Origin of the sequence: Dyadobacter sp. CECT 9275 (assembly GCF_907164905.1) — a bacterium.
Lineage (GTDB): Bacteria > Bacteroidota > Bacteroidia > Cytophagales > Spirosomataceae > Dyadobacter > Dyadobacter helix.
Genome location: NZ_CAJRAF010000001.1, coordinates 76,109 through 95,159, shown reverse-complemented (window position 1 = coordinate 95,159; position 19,051 = coordinate 76,109). Strand labels below are relative to the sequence as shown.

Annotated in this window: 9 protein-coding genes; 3 read left to right on the top strand and 6 right to left on the bottom strand. The window is 48.3% G+C overall.

Annotation, left to right across the window (positions count from 1 at the left end):
• Positions 1-99 precede the first annotated feature (99 nt).
• From KOE27_RS00305 to KOE27_RS00280, 6 genes are all read right to left on the bottom strand, one after another.
• Positions 100-699: a 3-keto-disaccharide hydrolase gene (locus KOE27_RS00305; protein WP_215236889.1), complete on the bottom strand. Its 600-nt coding sequence runs from the start codon at positions 697-699 to the stop codon at positions 100-102.
• Positions 700-854: 155 nt separating this feature from the next.
• Complete coding sequence (locus KOE27_RS00300; protein WP_229252566.1) at positions 855-1,289, bottom strand: hypothetical protein; 435 nt, start codon at positions 1,287-1,289, stop codon at positions 855-857.
• A 7-nt stretch (positions 1,290-1,296) separates the two neighbouring features.
• Positions 1,297-3,597 carry a fibronectin type III domain-containing protein gene (locus KOE27_RS00295; protein WP_215236888.1) on the bottom strand — a complete coding sequence of 767 codons (2,301 nt, stop codon included), beginning with the start codon at positions 3,595-3,597 and terminating at the stop codon, positions 1,297-1,299.
• Positions 3,598-3,614: 17 nt separating this feature from the next.
• Positions 3,615-5,612, bottom strand: coding sequence for a fibronectin type III domain-containing protein (locus KOE27_RS00290; protein WP_215236887.1), 1,998 nt, complete (start codon positions 5,610-5,612; stop codon positions 3,615-3,617).
• A gap of 13 nt (positions 5,613-5,625) precedes the next feature.
• Complete coding sequence (locus KOE27_RS00285) at positions 5,626-13,215, bottom strand: hypothetical protein (RefSeq protein ID WP_215236886.1); 7,590 nt, start codon at positions 13,213-13,215, stop codon at positions 5,626-5,628.
• Positions 13,199-14,887, bottom strand: a complete 1,689-nt coding sequence (locus KOE27_RS00280) for a hypothetical protein (protein WP_229252565.1) — start codon at positions 14,885-14,887, stop codon at positions 13,199-13,201. The genes KOE27_RS00285 and KOE27_RS00280 overlap by 17 nt, the downstream gene beginning before the upstream one ends.
• A gap of 229 nt (positions 14,888-15,116) precedes the next feature.
• Between KOE27_RS00280 and KOE27_RS00275 the strand changes: the two genes are divergently transcribed.
• Genes KOE27_RS00275 through KOE27_RS00265 form a run of 3 tightly spaced genes read left to right on the top strand, consistent with a single transcriptional unit; the run spans position 15,117 to position 18,929 of the window.
• Complete coding sequence (locus tag KOE27_RS00275; protein WP_215236885.1) at positions 15,117-16,595, top strand: TlpA family protein disulfide reductase; 1,479 nt, start codon at positions 15,117-15,119, stop codon at positions 16,593-16,595.
• A 10-nt stretch (positions 16,596-16,605) separates the two neighbouring features.
• Positions 16,606-18,237 (top strand): sensor histidine kinase, encoded by a 1,632-nt coding sequence (locus KOE27_RS00270; protein WP_215236884.1) that lies wholly within the window; start codon positions 16,606-16,608, stop codon positions 18,235-18,237.
• On the top strand, positions 18,234-18,929 hold the full coding sequence (locus tag KOE27_RS00265) for a response regulator transcription factor (protein ID WP_215236883.1): 696 nt from the start codon (positions 18,234-18,236) through the stop codon (positions 18,927-18,929). The genes KOE27_RS00270 and KOE27_RS00265 overlap by 4 nt, the downstream gene beginning before the upstream one ends.
• Positions 18,930-19,051 lie beyond the last annotated feature (122 nt).

Genomic DNA, 19,051 nt, shown 5'->3' with positions numbered 1-19,051 from the left:
AAATACAAAGTAAAATAAAAATGCTTTTGAAAGCAAATGTTTTACCTCGTTTGAAAAAGGAAGTGATAAATGTTCGTGAGCGCCTTTACTACCTGTATATCAGTCCAGTTTTTTGTAATAAAGATTCCGCGCCTCGAAAGTCATACCGGCGTTGTGGCATTGCAAGGCAAAATGACCCTCTTTATACTCATCGTCCTGGTGCGTCATGACCAGCTGGTCCTTCACCCATATCCTGATATTATTTCCGATAGCCTCCACCCGCATCGGGAACCATTCCCCGTCTTTGGTGAGCAGGGCACTGGCCTTGCCCGTGGGTGTTCCGGGCTTCCATAACCAGCCGGTGTAAGCATCCTGGCTGTTGCAAATCTGCGCTTCATAACCTAACGGAAACCCGTTGGGATCGTCGGCCGGGGCATTTGCCCGGATATAAAGTCCCCCATTGGCATTTTTTCCCTGGCTGCTGATCCTGAACTCTCCTTTTATTTCAAGATTACGCAAAACCGGCTCCGCGTAGAGATGCCCTCTGCCATCTTTTCCTGTAATGACGCCATCCTTCACTTCCCAGACGGCTTTTCCGCTCGTTTTCCAGCCCGTAAGGTCCTTACCATTAAAAAGTGACTTCCATTTAGGCTTACTGGTAAAGGAGCCGGTAACAAAGAGCAGACAGATACAAATCGGGATTAATATCTTGGATTTCATATATGAATTGGAATTGAGTGATTATAAAACAGGCTCGTTTCCAGGATCAGCTATACTCCGGCCTATTCCTTCTGAATACGCGGAATATAAAAAATAGGACTATTTAACCTTTGAAAAGTACAGACAAGACAAGATAATACTTTCAAAACGCCGGGCTATTCGGGTACCAGTTCGTATTCGTTCACTGTGTTTCCCGTCTTTCTGCTTTCGTTGGTGCGCTTTAGAAGCAGCTTGTCGCGGGCAGGCTTTTCGGTTATATAAAATTCAATGTTCCCTGCCGATTCGCTGGGTGGCGGAGTTAAGTTTTCCAGAATAAGGCGGTTGTTATCGGTAGAGAGAGACCACTGCCCTACCAGCCTGCGCCCGTCGATGTCGAAAAAAACAACCTGTTCCTTTTGGGTCAGATCGAGACGCAAACGCGCGTAACCCGGCCTGGCATTTGCCGGATTTCCCTCTGTATAAACCAAAACTCCATTTTCTTTAACGGTCCTGGCTTTCCAGAGCAGCCCAATATCGGCAGGCTCCACTTTTTTCGGCTGGCAAGCAATCAGAAGAAGCATTACCATCAGGTACAGGTTATTTTTCATCATAAAAAGGTTAATAGACAAGCACTTTTTGTTTGATCCGGGTTTTACCGCCATCCAGTACGACGATATAAATCCCTGCTGATACAGTGGCCAGATCGACACGCATTTCTCCAGACAACGAAACCGTTTTTACAGCAACCCCTCTGGTATTATACAGAAGCATCTGCCCCGAAAAGGAATTGGGAGGTGACAGGTGAAGCATCTTGTTGTACACATAAATGAGCGCTTTCGAAGCCGCAGGCTCAGTTCCCGTGATGATGGCACTGGCAGGTACCTTTACCACCTCGCTGTAAGGTGAAGCACCTGCGCTGTTTGCCGCTTTGATCCGGTAATAGTAGTCGAATACATCCAGAATCTCGCGGTCAGGAAATTCCGTAACCGTGGCCGACTGGCTGCCGATCTGGACAAAATCGGCATCAGGTTTTTGCGAACGTTCAATGATCACGGTTGTGGCATTGGACGACAACGCTGCCCACTGGAGGCGGATCAGATCGTAATCAACCGGGGTGGCCGTCAGGTTCTTTGGCTGATCGGGAATGGGTGCTTTGGGCGTGGTTGCTTGTGCGATATCCGAATATTCCGAATAACCAATGGCATTCAAAGATCTGATCCGATAATAATAAGTTGTGAGTTCCGACAGGCCTTTACTTTCATACTTTTCTGCATTGGACTGTGTCGTTGTGAGCCTCGAAAACTGGGAACCATCCTTTGATATTTCGATCTCAAATCCCGTTTCATTTCCTGAAACATCCGCCCAGGTCAGGTCGATCTGCTGATACGAAACGGCTGTGGCAGAGAATGAACGCGGCTTGCTTGGAACCACGTCCTTTGTTGTCGCGTCTGCTACATTAGTATACGAAGATGGATTAACACTGTTTTTAGCCCTGACCCTGTACCAGTACCGGGTGGCGGGCAACAGACCGGTGCTTTGATACTTCGTGCCATTTGTACCAGTTTCTCCGATTTTTTCAAAAGCGGTGCCGTTAGCCGATCTTTCAATTTCAAAAGAGGTTTCATTGGCAGAATTATCTGTCCAGGCCAGATCAATCTGACTGCTTGAAACAGTGACCGCAGTGAGGTTAGAAGGAGCAATCGGCGGCACGTCAAAGGTAATAGCATCAGCGTAAGAATACGGTGAATATCCCAGTGCATTTTTGGCGCGCAGCCGGTACCAGTATCTTGTAAGAGTAGTGAGGCCAGTATTTTCGTAAGAAGTGATATCCGCAGCCAGATCAGCGATTTTGTTAAATACATTACCGTCTGCCGATCTTTCCAGTTCATAGCCTGTTTCGTTTCCGTAGGGGCCTGAGATATCCGCCCAGCTCAGGTTAATCTGGGTGTTGGATACCGGCGCGGCTGCCAGGTTTCGGGGAGCCTGTGGGGCTATGTCCGGTGTGGTGGCGTCCGCAATATTGGAGTATTCCGACAAGCCTCCGCCATTTTTGGCCACTACGCGGTACCAGTATTTTGTTTTGGGAATTACGCCTGTATCCTGAAAAGACGTTGCATTGACACCCGCATCGCCGATTTTGGAAAAGGCGATCCCGTCCTGCGAACGTTCAATCTCATACCCTGTTTCATTTCCGGCATTGTCAGTCCAGGACAAGTTAATCTGACCGGCGTTCATAACAGCAGCAGAAAGTCCCGATGGGGCAGTTGGTTTATTTGGAGTAAGGGTGACGCATCCGACGTTGGAATAACCGGATTCGCCACCGGTATTAAGTGCCTTTACTCTGTAACAATACTGATTACCCGGCGAAGTGTCGTTATCATTGTAGCTCAGCGATCTGCTGTATGGTACCCTGGCCAAGAGACTGTAACCGCCGCCATTTACGGACCGTTCCAGCACAAAAGTAGTCCCGTCGCTATTATTCCCCTGCCAGGTGACCGTCATTCCACGACCCGAAATGTAAAAAGCATCCAGATTGCTGGGTGCGGCGGGTGGTGCAAAAGGTGTTTTAACCGTCACCTGATTCAGTTCGCCGCCGCAGGATTTGTCACAGTAAACGGTAACTCTGTAAACGTATGTCCGGTTTTCCTGTACAGTTTTATCTTCATAAGAAAAGGTACTTCCTGGCAAATTGCCGCTGATGGCAACAAAATTTTGCCCTAAGCCATCCTCCTTCCGTTCAACAACATGCACGTCAGGCCCTCCGGGAAGCCTGTCCCACGACAGATTTACCTGCTGATAGGAAATAACGGTAGCCCTTAACTGAGGCCTTTGGGCCAGAGAGATGTTCATACCAGCCATCATGCTGATCAGACAGAACGCAAAGGGCGTGATGATATTACAGGTGAATCGATTTTTCATTGTTCAAGGAGCCAAATTTATTTCCAGTCAACCTTCACCGGATCAGTTGCATTACTTTCACGGTTATCCGCTTCAACAGTGACCACACTGTAATAGTAACCCACGCCAGGTGCTGCTTCGCGGTCGATAAACACATTTTGAGTGCCCATCATTGAGCCGATGAGTCTTGGTTTTTCGGTTTTTTCAGTATAACGGTAAATCAAAAACTTATCCGGCTTTTTCAAAGGAGCATCCCAGCTGACCTGTACACCTTTGCTCGTCAGCACTACATTCAACCCGTGGACGGCTAATACCGCATCAAGCGGCCTGTAATATTCGATTTGGGTACTGAATCCGCTTAATTTTTCATTCAACCCATAGGCCCTGATGCGGTAACTATATTGCACACCCTGTTTTACAGTGGCATCGGCATAGGTGTTCCTCGCGTGATCCTCCTCTTGCTGCCTGTAGAGTTCCTTGAAGGCCTTGTCACTGGCAGCCTTTCTTTCGATAATATATCCCAGAATGTAAGGATCAATCCGTTTCATATCTTCCCATACCAGCAACGCCTGGCCTTCCTGACGAATCATTTCCGGATTAACTGGTGTGGCGAGGCGTTCGGGGAATCGGGGCTCCGAATATAGGATTTTGCTCATCGGACCTATGTTATAACTGGTATTTACTGGCACAACTGCCCACCGGTAAGCCGCGCCGGTTGCCAGTTTTTTAACCGAAACCTGATATTTCAAGGCCGACTTAGCCGGAATGATATCCGAGTAGCGCCGCAGGGAGTCTGTCTGGCCGGCAGCAAAATAGATGTAGTAGCCTTGTGTATCAAAGTCTGCCGGTTGCCAGCGGAACAGGAGAGAATCTTTAGTTTCTGTCAGCTGGAATTGTGACGGCGCCACCAGAGCCGGACGGTTGGCTTTGAGCATACCCGAAATTTTAACAGACTCTGTGGACCGATCGTAAGTTCCGTTTAGCCGGATCTGGTAATAGTATCCCTTGACCGGTTCAACCAGCGGGTCATAATACACGGTATCAGCGGGAGCGGCAATACCGATCTTCCTGAATCCCCTGTCAAAATTTTCACTCCGCCAGATCTCAACAGCCCGGATATCTTTTATGGAGGATAACTCCCAGCTTACGGCAATGGCATTTTGGTCTGTCTGAGAAAAAGTATTGATACGGTGAATGATCGGAATCTCGTCCTGCGGGCGAAGATTGGCAATGGTAACGGTATCCGACGGACTGCTTTCGTTTCCCAGAAAATCCTTAAGGTATACTACATAGGAGTAGATCATTTTCCTGCGAACATTCTGATCCGTGATCACCAGAAAAAGTGAATCTTTCCCTCCTTTTCTGAATCCCCATTCTGCACCGCATTCCGCAAAACCGGTTTGTCCGAAAGCAGACCGGAGCACACGTGCACCTGCAATATATGGATTTGCTTTTTTGAGCAGATACCGGATATTCACCACCCTGCCATCGGCATTACGGCTGACGGCTTCGGCGGTTGTTGACAGCCTCGAGCCCGGCACAGAAACTGTACCAGGATTCTGATAAACCCCCTCCCGCGCCCCCACTGCCCTGACGCGGTAGTCGTATCGTTGTCCCTGCTCCACCTGGGTATCCAGGAAACCCAGCCCGAATGCTTCCAGGTACTGTGGATGAGACCCATATGCTCCCAGGGAGTCGGCATGGGAAGCATTTCGGTAACGTGCGTACAGCAAAGCCGTAAGTGAATCATTCGGAATCTCGTATAGCGGATTTTTACCGGCCAGTAGCGTCAGACGGGCTGTAAGGTCGGTAGCGCTGGCTGGTCCCTTGTCCGTTGTACATACCGGCCGCCAGTCGGGCTTGCCGGCTGCCAGGCCCGTTTCCAGCCTCTCCACTACGTATTGCGGCCCATGCAAAAGCTGATCGATCCGGATAAAAACTCCGTAGGGACCAGCAACCACCTCAGGCTTTTGCGCCAGCAATGCGCCAGGGGAAAAACAAATAAACAACAGTATGGGGTATAGTAAATTTTTCATATCGTTTGTCAGGTCATTGTTCTTTTACCAGGCATCCGCTGTCACATTTTGTAAAACTGCAATCGGGTGTAACGGAAAGATCGGGACTTGATCCTATGGTGTAGGAGGCTGTACCGGCCAGTTTAAGGCAGAAATCAGCCGATGTCCCCGTATCCAGCCCTGTCAGATCTTCGGTCAGCGTTACTGAAAACCCGGCACTCAGACGCGAATCTACAGATACCGAAACGCTCTTGGTACCTGGGTTTACGGCCAGCTTGGTATCCACTCCGCCATTCACGTGTATCTCACCCCCAGCACTCAGTGAAAGTACGCTCCCGTAGGCATAGGCATGCGCGGCAATTCCCATCCCTCCGCCCACAGCAAAGGACCCGTTGTCGTAATTGCCGAACACATAGCCATCCACATAAGCATCCATACCAACCTTGTATCCACCTACACCCGGCACCGACATTTCGTACTTATAACTACTGATGATGGGGACCGGAATTTCACCTATAGCATACATCCCTTTGAAACCGCTTGTGAAAGAACATGGCAGTTCCTTGCGGTGGCTGTTCGCGAAAAGTATTTGTCGGGCCTCGCCCAGATCGTTACTGGTGTAAACACCCAGCATCAGCCCGGCACGCATGGTTACCGGAACAATCAGCGGGACATTCTGCAGTTCACCCGAGGCGACCATGTAAAAGCCGTTTCCATCCAGCCTTACCTGCGCCATCCCGTTGGCAAAAGTCATGGTTGGCGGAACAGGAATATTCGAAAGCTGCATGGAGCCTGTCAGTCGTTTTTTCTCATGGTCGTAAACCAGGTTGAGCCCTCCCATACCGGTATCGATCCCGTCGAGTTTTATCTTCTGCCCTTCTGCCTTGATCTCACCATAGGCGGTGAAGCCCAGCCTGTTTTTTTCCTCCTCGCCCAGCATTTTGCTGAAACCCTGCGGCAGGCCCGAGAATTTCAAGAGTTCCCACTGTTTGTTGCTCACGGACTGATGGCAGTATACTTTACTAAGGCCCGAGTTTCCGCCCAGTGAAATCCGCAGTCGTTTGAAATCACCTCCTTCATTGTAATACATTTCATCTTTAGCAGGGTCGGTCAGATCCGAGAGACTTGTTTTCCACTTTGTCAAAACCGAGGTGTTAGTAAGATCAACATTCCTTCCGTGGGTAATGTGCGTTTCATTTTTGTTATGCACCAGTAAAACATTATCCAATAGCAATTTCCCGGGCTCTTCCAGGCTACCCCTGATGGCCATCACGCCGTCGGCGAAGAAGATTGCGGTGGTCTGGCTCTTGTCCGCGGCAACATATTGCCCTGCCTCAAAATTGAGGTACCCTTTAGTCTGCAGCTTGTATCCTCCCGGAACCTTGGTAGTCAGTTTCACTGCACTGCCCTGGGGCCTGGAGTAAATAAAACGCATGGATACGTCCTGTGGGGCATTTGGAATGGCACTGGACATGCCGGAGTCAAAAGCGAAGTAATCGGAGCCCGTTTCAATGGTGGTGGGACGGACATCAATGATATCGAAATACCTGAAGGTTTTACTTCCCGAACCAAAAGATACCACATCCTCTCCGTTATCCAGCAGGGAAAACGTAGCAAATTCCATGTCCTGGGTGAGGCCCGGAACCGATTTGGCAGGAAGCACAGCCGCCGGTGACTGGCCATTGGGAACCACCACCACTGCCCAATGCCCTTTCATATCCGAGCCCGTCTGAGGATCATACCCGAAATAGGCTTTGCCTCCCAGTTTCAGGCTGGCCACTCCTGCCAGTTCAAGAGAGCCTGCAGGCTCCACAATCAGACTGTAAAAATCGCTTCGGAGGTTAAATTCTTTGATCGGGATATCAGCCTTGCCCGTTTTCACCACCCCAGATTTTGAATAAAATCCTCCTTTTTTGAAATCCAGATTCCAGTCCCGGATCTCAACACCCCATTTACCCGCCAGCGGGAAGGTGAGCGGCGTTTCTCCTGTTTTGGCATCGACTGTATTATTTTTAAGAACAAGGTCACCAATACTTACCTTAAGTTCAGACGGATTTGCGTTTTTCACTTTACAGGTCATTACCGGACTGAGGTGTATTTCGTCCTCAATAAGTCTGGAGCCCTCCAGTTTGCTGTTGGCATCAAAATCAAGCAGTTTTAGCTTCATAGGCGCTCCATTCTCCTGCGAGATCCCGAAATTGGTCCATTTGATATTGCTTTTGGCTGCATCAAATGCGGTGACTACGGGCTTATCCGTGGACCGCCCGGGAGCATCAGGGTCGTAGAGAAAAAACTGGCCCTTTTCATAGGAAAGCAGGTTGGCCGAAAAGTTAAATGAATTATCAACCACCTGCGCTTTGGCAATGATCCTGCCGGTTGATGCACCTGGTGTTTTTACGATCTTCAGTTTTCCGAACAGTCCGTCTGCCGAGGTGAGCTTGATATTGTATTTAGCCTTATTGAAATTGATGTCCGGCGATGTATGATAGAGCAGATTGTTGAGCAGTCCTGCGTCCAGTTCCACCGTTTCACTCGCCGGAATACCCTGTGCCGTATTTTGAGGATCTGCCTTAAAGGGTACATTTTTAAAACGCACCCGGACGTTCTTGTCCATGATAGCAAACGGCCCCAGTCCGCTGTCCGACAAATCTACTTCTCCGGTTACCTGCATGGTTTTAGGATCTATTTTTTCGATCGTGACAGGGAAACCCCACAAGGATGTGATGCTGAATTTATCAAACGTCGTTACAGTCAGTTTGAGAGACTGGCCATTGGGCTGAGGTACCAGCTGGTTGCTGCTTGCTCCCACGAAGGTGGTACCTGCCGGCAGAGAAAGATTATTTTTCGGATCAAAAGTCGCTTCGATTTTGATAGAAGAGCCATCGAAAGTTTTGGATACATCCAGCGAAAATGAACCGTCCTTAGCCGAAACAGTACTGTATTTCAAAGGTGCATTACCCCCAGCCGCTACAAATACCTCAGCGCCCTGCAGTGGTGTTTCGATACCGGATGCAGATCTCATCACTACTATACCTTTCACGGTTCTGGCTGGCTGAAGCCGTACCGTTTCGGATACAGCTTTTTTACTTTCCTCGTTTTTAATGGAAACGGTTCTGGTCACAAAACCGGGCGCTGCAATTTCCACATACAGATTTTCAATGGAAACGTTTTTGAATCTGGCCTCCACAACTCCATCCGTTTTACTGGGCCCGAATTCATAGCCGCTGGCGTGTTTCCCGAAAAGCCTCACATACGCACCCGTCACTTCCTTGCCCGAAATGTCGTCCAGCAATTTGAAAGTGATCCTGTGATCCCGCTCATAGACATTGATGTCCCCGGCCTGGATACTGAACAAATTATCTTTCCCCTGAATGGGTTTCGGGAGCTGTGTTTTGATATTCCTCTCCTCTCCGAAGTAACTGGTATTAACCGGGAATATCTTAAGGGTGGCAGAAGTAGAAGGTGCCCTGAGAGCGAATTTCCATGAACCTTCCAAATATTTCGTTTTGACCATATTACCGTCGTCAGCCTGGACGTACGCTTCCAGCGAATAATCATTATCGAACACCGAAGCGGATGGCTGGCTTAATACAGAACCAGATGATACTTTCTTTTCGGCCGCATTTTTATCCATTGTCACCACTTTTCCCGCAGCACTTTTATCGCCCAGATAAACATTGCCCGATGAGCCAAGCAGGGGCCCCGCCAGGGCGTCGGCATCGATGGCCCTTCCATGGATCTCCGTGTTGGGTTCCATCAGAACAGCCGGATAGTAGCTGTTCTGCCCCAGCAGTACCTCCCCTATATTGATCACGTTTTCTGCCGATGCTTTTTGTATTATCGTATTGAAATATACATACCCGTCCGCCTGGATGCGGACTTTTGCATTGGTACCCGGCGACAGCTGGAAAGGCTTGAGTATCCATCCATCCTCACCTGTATACTGGGTAATGGAAGTTGGTATATTCATAAATGCACCGTTTTTGATATAGGTGAGTTTCACCACCGCATTTTTGATACCCTGGGTCGGGTTGGCTTTATCCACTACCCGAAGGTTCACCACCGGATCACCCGGGGCAAGAAAACGTTTCACTACGTCCGAATCAAATGTCTTGTACTGATCGACAAACTGGGCTGAGGCTTGAGCATTGTTCATAGAAGTCAGCAACACAACATTGTTAATTTTCACGTCATGAAGCTTGTCACCCAGCCAGTAATTATTTGCTTTCTGGCAGCCGACATAATGGCTCTTCCAGCTGTACTCGGGCGAATGCATTTCTGCTTTCATTTCCTCATACTGCTCGTCGGTATACTGGGCGAGATACGTGTAAGTGTTCGGGAAATTGGGATTTTGCCTGTACCAGAGCTCCCATACCGTTTTACAATTGACCTGCGCCGCGTCCTTTTGCGTTTTCTTGGCATGGTCCGACCGCTCCTTTTCTTCCTGCGTGGCCTCCGTGGAATAAACCGACCCCCATTCTTCACCGGCTGTGATCCGTTTGAGGGTGACAAGATTATAGTTATTAAGCCCATCTAAGGACGACTGCGTTGCTATAAAGTAAGCGTCAGACTCGCCATTTGCCATCACCATTCTTGGAAATCTGGCTATGCCGTTTACATTGGTTTCCTCGGTAGCAACAACGGTAAACTTCTGATTCTGGATACTGATGGTGGGCTTCGTACCAGCACCTTCGTCCGCGGGCGGTTGCCGGTTGGGCCCTATCGGAGGAACCTTTGTTTTGGCAGCACGCAGTACCGACACCCTTATGCCGAACAGGTCCGATTTGATATCTGCCTTTTGTTTGTTGACGAGGGAAATTCCCGTTGTATCCGACTTGATCTGCGTAACAAGCGTATAACTCCTTACCATGCTGACAACAGGCCCGAAGTCGTAGGACCCCTGAGGCTTCAGTTGCTGGCCCGCCAGCAAGCCGTAGGTTTCTGTCGGGCTGGTATAATACGGATTATCGACAACCACCCTTATCCCCCGGATGAATACTGCCGATGGATTGAAAAACTCTCCACTACCTGTTGCCTCGGTTGGCGGTAGTACCCCCAGCTGCATGGCTTTGGTCATTTTCACTGTAAAAGTGAACGATCCGTCGGCGGCTGTAATCTTCGTGTCCAGTGTCTGGCTGAAATCCTGATGCTGTTCAGCAAACTCCCCATAATTTCCATAGCTGGTACTGAAAGTACTTTTCTCGACATTCGTATTCCGGTACACCACCTGCAGATGCACCTGTGTGTAACCCAATGCCTTGATCTGTGCGCCATTCAAGCCAGCATCTGCAAACTTGTAGGTAAGTTTGCCAGTGAAGGTCATGGTGGGAGGTTCGGTGGTCTGGATCTGATAGGTATATTTCTCAATGCGAGCGGGCGAAAGCGGCAGTTTTTCTTTAGGTTTCATGAATACCACGGGGTCGGCATCATCGGGCTTAAGTTCACAGTCGGGGCAATACATCTGATAGGCATCATAAGAAATTCCTGCATACAGGAGGTTATAGAACTGAGCTCCGTAACCCGTTCCTTTCGGCTGCAACACGGCCATACCCATAAATTCATAGCCCTTTGCCTTCAGCTCACCCATTACTTTCAGCCGCAACGTTTCTTCGGCCGTTTTGGGATTTCCCGATCCGGAAACAGCCTCCGCTGCAGCACTTACACTCTGGGTCAGCTTGTCGTTCACCACATTCCCGCCAAACGGAGTGCCCTGCTTGATATCCACCTGCACAGACGAAGACGAATTACCCTGAGACTGCCCTTCATAAGGGAGCCGGTACTTGTCGTAATCTTTAGCAATATTTGGTTTCCGGTAAAGCACCAGGTGTTTTCCTTCCAGGTTGACATCCGGCGCGCCAGGCCAGTTTTTATAGGATTGTTTTGCAGTAACATCCAGCGTATAGCCAGTGGCCAGCCAGGTAATCCCCTGTACATCATAAGTACCCTGTTCCGAGCTTGCGATCTGGAAGGTATTTTCATTGCTGTTCTGATAATATCCGGCCTCGGCGATCGGCTGAATGAAAGGATTTACAGGATCAACCAGGCAACGGGTATATACCGTAGAATCCGACGCACCGTGCAATGCGGTTTTATGTACTTTGATGGTGTAATTACCATAGGCATCAGACTTGCCGTAGGCAACCGCTCCGCGGTATTTGTTCGGAAACACCTTCATCAGTACCACCCGCGTGTATGGCAGAGGATGGGCAGCACCGCTTTCTCCCGGGAAACGGTACGCAAGCAATCCCCTGATGGTGAGACTATCCGCTTCGTTCCCTTTGTTTTTTTCAATAAGTAAAAAAGATCTTGGTTTTGAGACCAGCGCATTTTCACCCAGCTCGGCACGTTTCCTCCGCAACGCTGACATTCCCTGTAACTCTACTATAACCTGATAGTTTTTCCCTGTAGGCATATCTGCCGGTAATTCCGACTTCTGCAGGCTGAGCTGTTCTGCCCGTATCATTCGATCCATGACTATCTTCCCTGCTCCACCCCTATCAGCCGTTTTGATTTGCACCCGGTAACTCAACTCGCTGAACTGTTCCACGATTGATTTTCTAGGCTGAGCTTCAAAGGCCTTTCTCAGTATTTTTTCAAATGCATCATCCAGTTTCCAGGAAACCTCAAACGGGTTATTGTTCCCCACTTCAACTGTTAGATTCCTTCTGCCTGCCGGTTTGATAATGGTAATATAATCCAGATCAACTCCAGCGGGGACTGTGGCACCATAGGTAAATGATTGAACCGGGCTTTTTCCGTCGTTCATAAAATGGAGCCTTTCTCTGACAGATTTTGCCTGCACCCGCCAGGCATATCTTTTGCCCTTTTGCAAAGGCGGGTGCTGAGGCCCATAAACAAATGTGGTGGTTCTCAGATTGTTTATTTCTATACCTGACCTCGGAAGTACCACGGCGTCTATAAAAACATTCGGGTCCGTGTTGGTTTCAGGCAATTCGATGATCCGGATACTGTATTCCACCTGATTGGGCATAACGCCTACGGGTGCCGTCCAGGTAAAGAGCTGCGTCTGGGGTGTTTTAATGGTTACTTCTTCATCTGCCTGGGGGGAAATCAGTATCGGGGGTTCTACAATCCTGACGGGAATCAGCCCGCTGCAGCCCATCGGAAACTCTCCGGACAAAGGCCTGGTGGTAGCGTTGTCAAAAGCCTGCACACAGAGCTGGTAATTACCCTCGGGAAGCGGCATACCACGGTAAAGCAGGTCCTTGTTCATACCTTGCACTTCGATCTGACCCAGATCAAAAAGCCCTTCCAGTTCGGTCCGGGTGACCAGCCTGTTTACATCTGTTGGACGAAGTTCCAGCGCACGCAACGGGCGGTAGCTCAGGGAGGTACGGATGACCACACCATTATCTCCTTCCAGTTTTCCCAGTAAACGTACCGACAACGCCCTACCCGACAGATTTGAAATAAATACCTGAACACGGTTGCCAGTACCAGGATAATCCTGGATATAAGGGCTGTAAGGCGGCAGCACATTGGTGGTAATGCGGACCTGGTTCTGCGCCATGCCAGCGTGAAACGCCATACAAAGGAACCATAATATCCCCGTGAAAATAATCCGTCCTTTCAAAATGCCAGATTCTTTAGAATGAAATTCCATAACTAATATTTCCTCTGAATTCGTTGAATTTTTCCGACTGTACTCCTGTGTCTGATTTCAGGTAGTTCAGGTTGATGCTTACGGTCTGTTTTTTTGCTAACTGATACCCCGCGTTTGCAGTGGCAGTAAGTACCTTTCCGGTTACCTCCGCCTGTTTGTTCACGAGATAGGAGACGTTCACCGAAGTGGTTATTTTCTTCTTGAAAAATGCATAGTTGCTGCCCAGTGTCGGACCATAAAACTTAAGCTTATCCTTATCTTCTCCCACCGTCGGCAGGCTGGTCTGGGTATAGGACAGCATGAGATTCGCACCAAAACCACTTTGATTGGCCTGTAAAAAATACCCCAGATTGGCGTTCTGACTATTGTTCTCCGTCTGAACAGCCGTGTTTGCGTTCAGGTCCGAAAGCTGCTGATGCGAACCAGTCAGTGTAAAAATATGGGAGTAATCTTTATCAAAAACGGAGTATCGCAGGTTAGCCGTGGCCGACAAATTGTTCTGAGCGATCCTGAGCGTGTCAATCAGTGGCCGTAAACCGGCGCGCTGGCTGAGCCCGTAGTTGGACAAAGAAAGGTCCAGGCCAAAAGCCGGGTCGGGATTCAGGGATACCATCAGGGAACCCACAGAACGCCCGGTGCGAGCATTTTTGTTTTGTGCGAGGTTGTCAAACTGTTTTCCGTAACTACCCGCTAGCCGTGCTTTTCCTTTCAACAGGTTCAACGTCAGATTACCAGTGTAGCTCTGAATATCACTTTGGAAATAGTATGCACCCATCGTCTGAAAGTTGGGGTCAATCCTTTTGTACTGAAATTTCACCGACCCCCATTTGCCCTGATAACCCAGAGCAGCCTGGGTGGCCTGGGTAAGCTGTGTGGAAAGCCGGGGAGTAATGAGCTTCCCTGCCAGCCTGAACAACGGGTTTTTCCCTTCTGCCTGCACCTCTGCTGCTGACATATCCCGTGTGTAGGAACTCGCTGCCAGGTCTGCTTCAACCAGAACATGCTTTATCAGAAGTAAGCGGGAAGTGAGCCCGATCACCATATTCTCTGCGGGTGCGGTAAACTTTTCGGGAGAAATCTGAAGGCGGTCTATAGAATTGGTATCATCACGTGCCCGCAGCATCACCAGGTCCACATAATTGCCTGGCTTACCATAACCTACTTTAACGGCATATCCCGTACGTCTGAAGGCAGGTATCACATCCGGATCAGTCAATGTTGAAGAAATTGCTTTGTTAAAACGCCCGTAAACGGCACCGATCCGCAGCATTCCCGGGTTAAGCTCAACTCCTCCGCCCAAAAAAGTGTGGCCCGCAAGGGTAAACGGTGAGAAAGATACGTTGCGGTAACCAGCATGAGCAGTGGCCCATTTATAGGTAGGACTCATCCCGAACTGGTTGAAAGGCTGCCTGAAACTGGCCCCCTGATTACCCAGTACGGCAGAGAACGGCAGGGATACTCCACCGGGAAGGGTTAAAGTTACGGCACCACTTAGTCCAAAAGGATTGGGTTGATTACGCCCCGCAATGCCGCTGGAAGTGTAAATACCGGCATAGGCATTGAGCCCCCCTGAAAACTGAACCCGCGTGTTTTTTTGACCTCCCTGCTGCGCACAAGCCAGAGCATGGCAGCATAGGCAGAAATAAACCAGTAAAAACCCCGGGCGTAGCATGCGCAGAACAGTTTTAATAGTTGAATCAAGACGGTTAGCCACCTAACCGATTTATTCGAAAGGTATCCGCAATAATCTCATCCTGCTTTTTTTAATCGATGAAAGACATTCAAAAATCGATGAAAGATACTGCGCCCTGACTAGCCGGTTGTATGTTAACGTTCCTTAATTCAGTTTTTTAAGATTTTCAGGCCCCGTAGTTTTGGGAGAAATTAAATCCTGCCTATATATGAAATATCTACTGATCTGGTTTCCCTTCTTCTGTTTTTTCAGATCCAATCCTGGCTCCGCGCAAACTGCATCACTTTTTTTTAATGACCGGGACAGCATTCGGGTGAGTGGCAGGATCATCGGCTTCAAACCGGGAGATGGAAACGACTTTATCAGCTTTCTGACATTCGATATCAATGGAAACGGCAGAAAACAGGCGTTTCAGGTTTCGGCGGATGGCTCCTTCAATATCACCGTTTATCAAAGTTTTGCGGGTGACATTACCGTTCATTACAAGACCGCTTTCGCCAGTCTTTTTGTGAGGCCAGGCGTTCCTCTTCACTTGGAAATACAAAACAGTATTACCAATGCCGGTGAACCAGGAAAAAATGTTTTCAAGGCAACAGGCGAGCTGTCAGAGGTGAATAACCTGCTTTTTGATTTTCAAAGGGTATTCAGGGAACATGACTTTCTGTATCAGGCCGACTTAGGCAATAAAGAGCAGACCGACAGTACCTTTGCTGCAAACAGGCGCAAAAGGCTAGAAGAAGAACTGGTTTTTCTGAATACATTCGCCGATACGCTAAAAACACCGAATGAAACATTTATCCGCTGGCAAAAGAACCAGCTCGTTTATGCTGCAGGGAAGGAGATACTGATGTATCCTTTTTTAGGCAAAATGAACACCTCCATAACCGGACCTCAGTTACTGGAAATGCTTGGTTCCATCAGTATCAGTGACACTTCCGCCCTTCATAATTCTGCCTATTACGATTTTCTGAATATGCTGATGTTGGGCCATCAGATTATCGTTAACATCAATCCGGATTACGCGGAGGTAAAGAAGGAAAACGGCAACAATCCGGTTCCCGTCAACCTCGCACAGTTTGACAAACTGACTACCGGCATTACCCGGCAGATCCTGTATTTCAATCTGTATGTTTCGCATTTTCAATCTCCTTCAAGGAAAAATATCATGGCACCCACTGCCGGAAGATTTGAATCCGTTCTGGAGGAGCCCTATCTGAAAAGCAGTCTCAAAAAACTGGCAGATTCCATAGGCGACGGGTTCAAGCCCTATCACATCATCAGCCGTATCCGGGAGCTGAAAGCCAGTAACGAATTAAAAACAAGACTATTAAGTACCTTTGAAAAAGCCGCAGGAAGTAACATATTCATTGATTTCTGGGGAGACTGGTGCGGCCCCTGCATGATGGAAATGCCCGCCTATCCGCAGCTGATCAACCAATTTGAGGGCAAACCGCTGAAGTTCATTTTCTTCTCGGCTAACACCAAAGACATGAGTGTGCAAAGGGTTAAAGAAAAATACAAGATCAAGGCAGATTTTATCAATCTCACAAACGACGAGGTAGCGATGATGAACAATGTTTTTGAATTCTATTCTTATCCTGCCCATTTTGTGGTTGACAAACAAGGATATGTGGTGGGTAACCATACCAAAAGGGCCGAAGATATAGAACGTTTAATCACAAAGTAACCTCGAAAAGATGACCCGATCCAGGATGACAGCCATTGTCGCGCTGATGTGCACGGCCATTGCGGCAGTAGTGATTTTACAGGGAAGCTGGCTCCTCAGTAGCTATGCAGTAAGCAAAGAAAAAAACGAAGTGGAGGTGAAAGCACTGCTGGACCTGGCCGTTACCGAACAAAAGCGCCAGACAGCCGATAGCGTCCGGGGCCTGATCCGACAGCTCATTCGCTCCGACAAAGATTTTAAGTACCGTATCCTGAACTGGCCTTCGGGGGTGCAAATTTGCTTTGCGGGGAGAAATCAGAATACTTTTGCCAAATATGCCGCCTCAGCGGAAGACACTGTTGCACTTCAAAAAGATCCTTACGATTTTTTGATCAAAAAAATGGCCCGTTTAAAACTGGATGAACTGGACCCGCTTTACGTTACCCTGATTGGCATGAACCGGTACGCCGACAATACACCTGAAAAAGACCTACAACAGAAATTGAGCAGCAGTTTCAGAATTCATGAGCAGACGGCCGGTTTGGCGACTATTTTGAGAAAAACCTTTTCTCAGGCAGGCCGGCCGTTCCAGGGGAACATTCGGTGTTACAACGATATCAGCAGTGTCTACAACAAACCGAAAAAGATAAATCTGACTCAGGAAAATGTCAGTCAGGAATCCGTATCTGTGTTTTCTGGTTCCGATAACAGCAGATCTTTGGCAATAAAACTGGATTTACTGAAGGCATTCACAGATAGTCTGAACCAGCTTGGCGACTCCACCTTTGTTGCCAAACCGCTCCTCTATGACGTGAACAATATATTGACGGAAACAGTACCGACCTTTTTGCTTTCGGTTCATACACCGTCTACCTGGATAGGCAAACAAATGTCTGCCGGCATTTTCGGATCTTTCGCACTCATGATCTTCATTATGCTTGCTTTGTTGTATATGTACCAGACCATTTTGAAACAAAAGCAACTATCGAACCTCAAAAACGATTTTATCAGTAACATTTCTCACGAACTGAAAACTCCGATTGCCACCGCTCTGGCGGCTGTTCAGGGACTGAAGTTTTTTGATCTCGGCCAGAATCCCGAAAAAGCCAGTTCCTATCTGACTGCGGCATCTTCCGAAATCCAGCGGTTGTCCCTGATGGCAGACAAAATACTGAACATTTCACTTTATGAAAGTCCTTCTTTTATGCTCAGTACCGAACGATTTGATTTTAAAGCGATGCTAACCGGTGTGGTAGATACTCAGCAGGCCAGGCTGGAAAAACCTGTAACCATAACGCTGGACTATACTGCCGATGCTGAGATATTTGGAGATAAAACGCAGCTTCAGAATGTGGTGATCAACCTGATAGACAATGCCATCAAATATTCCGGACCGGAGGCCAGGATACACATCAGGTGCAGCCATTATGCAGGCGGAATTGAAATGTCGGTAAGTGATGAGGGCAACGGTATTCCGGCGGAATATCGTGATTTTGTTTTTGACAAATTTTTCAGAGTACCTGCCGCCGCCCCCCAGATCAAAGGTTATGGGCTGGGACTCAGTTATGTGAAAATGATTATCGAAAAACACCGGGGCTCCATTGTGCTGGCAGATTCAGGGAAACATGGAAGTAAATTTATCATCAAACTGCCCCAGCAATGAGTAACAATGGTAAAGTACTTCTGGTGGAAGACGAAGCGGCGCTCGGACAGATCATCAGTGATGTACTGATGATCAAGGGATTTAAGGTCATTCATATCACCGACGGGGCTTTGGCTTACAGTACTTATTTAAAAGAAAAACCACAGATTATCGTACTGGATGTGATGCTGCCCGCCGTGAATGGACTGGATATTGCAGGCAGGATCAGGCAGGAAGACAAACAGACTCCCATTCTTTTTTTGACTGCGAGATCCACCACCGAAGACCTCATTAAAGGTTTTACGGCCGGAGGAAATGATTATATCAAAAAGCCTTTTGATCTCGAAGAACTGGCTATCCGGATGGAGGTACTCATGAACCGTAACCGTTTACTGGCAGTAACAGAACACCGGGCGGAAGACAGGGTGGCTATCGGCATATTTCAATATGACAGGATGCGGCACACCCTTTTGTATGCAGGCCGATTGATACGGCTGAGCGCCAGGGAAAGTGAGGTTTTAACGATTTTGTACCAGCACAGAACCCGATTGCTTACAAGAAAAACTTTGTTGCTCGAAGTATGGAAAAATGACGATTTTTTCAGCTCACGGAGCCTGGATGTCTATATTTCAAAACTCAGGCGACATTTTCATCCGGATCCGTCGGTCCAAATCATTAACCACCGAGGCTTCGGATACAAGCTGATTTGCTGAAATCCTGGCGGGATAGCCCCCCAAGTACTGGTAAAGACCATGACGCAGGCACTCCGATTGCCTTATCCAGAGAGTAGCCTTTTCGTTCATCTTGCTTTTCAGAGTGTAATGAAAAACTAACC

What these genes read in the sequence shown, in the direction of transcription:
- KOE27_RS00280 (WP_229252565.1), bottom strand. Translation starts at nt 14,887, where the DNA reads ATGCTACGCCCGGGGTTTTTACTGGTTTATTTCTGCCTATGCTGCCAT.
- KOE27_RS00290 (WP_215236887.1), bottom strand. Translation starts at nt 5,612, where the DNA reads ATGAAAAATTTACTATACCCCATACTGTTGTTTATTTGTTTTTCCCCT.
- KOE27_RS00305 (WP_215236889.1), bottom strand. Translation starts at nt 699, where the DNA reads ATGAAATCCAAGATATTAATCCCGATTTGTATCTGTCTGCTCTTTGTT.
- KOE27_RS00300 (WP_229252566.1), bottom strand. Translation starts at nt 1,289, where the DNA reads ATGATGAAAAATAACCTGTACCTGATGGTAATGCTTCTTCTGATTGCT.
- KOE27_RS00275 (WP_215236885.1), top strand. Translation starts at nt 15,117, where the DNA reads ATGAAATATCTACTGATCTGGTTTCCCTTCTTCTGTTTTTTCAGATCC.
- KOE27_RS00270 (WP_215236884.1), top strand. Translation starts at nt 16,606, where the DNA reads ATGACCCGATCCAGGATGACAGCCATTGTCGCGCTGATGTGCACGGCC.
- KOE27_RS00285 (WP_215236886.1), bottom strand. Translation starts at nt 13,215, where the DNA reads ATGGAATTTCATTCTAAAGAATCTGGCATTTTGAAAGGACGGATTATT.
- KOE27_RS00295 (WP_215236888.1), bottom strand. Translation starts at nt 3,597, where the DNA reads ATGAAAAATCGATTCACCTGTAATATCATCACGCCCTTTGCGTTCTGT.
- KOE27_RS00265 (WP_215236883.1), top strand. Translation starts at nt 18,234, where the DNA reads ATGAGTAACAATGGTAAAGTACTTCTGGTGGAAGACGAAGCGGCGCTC.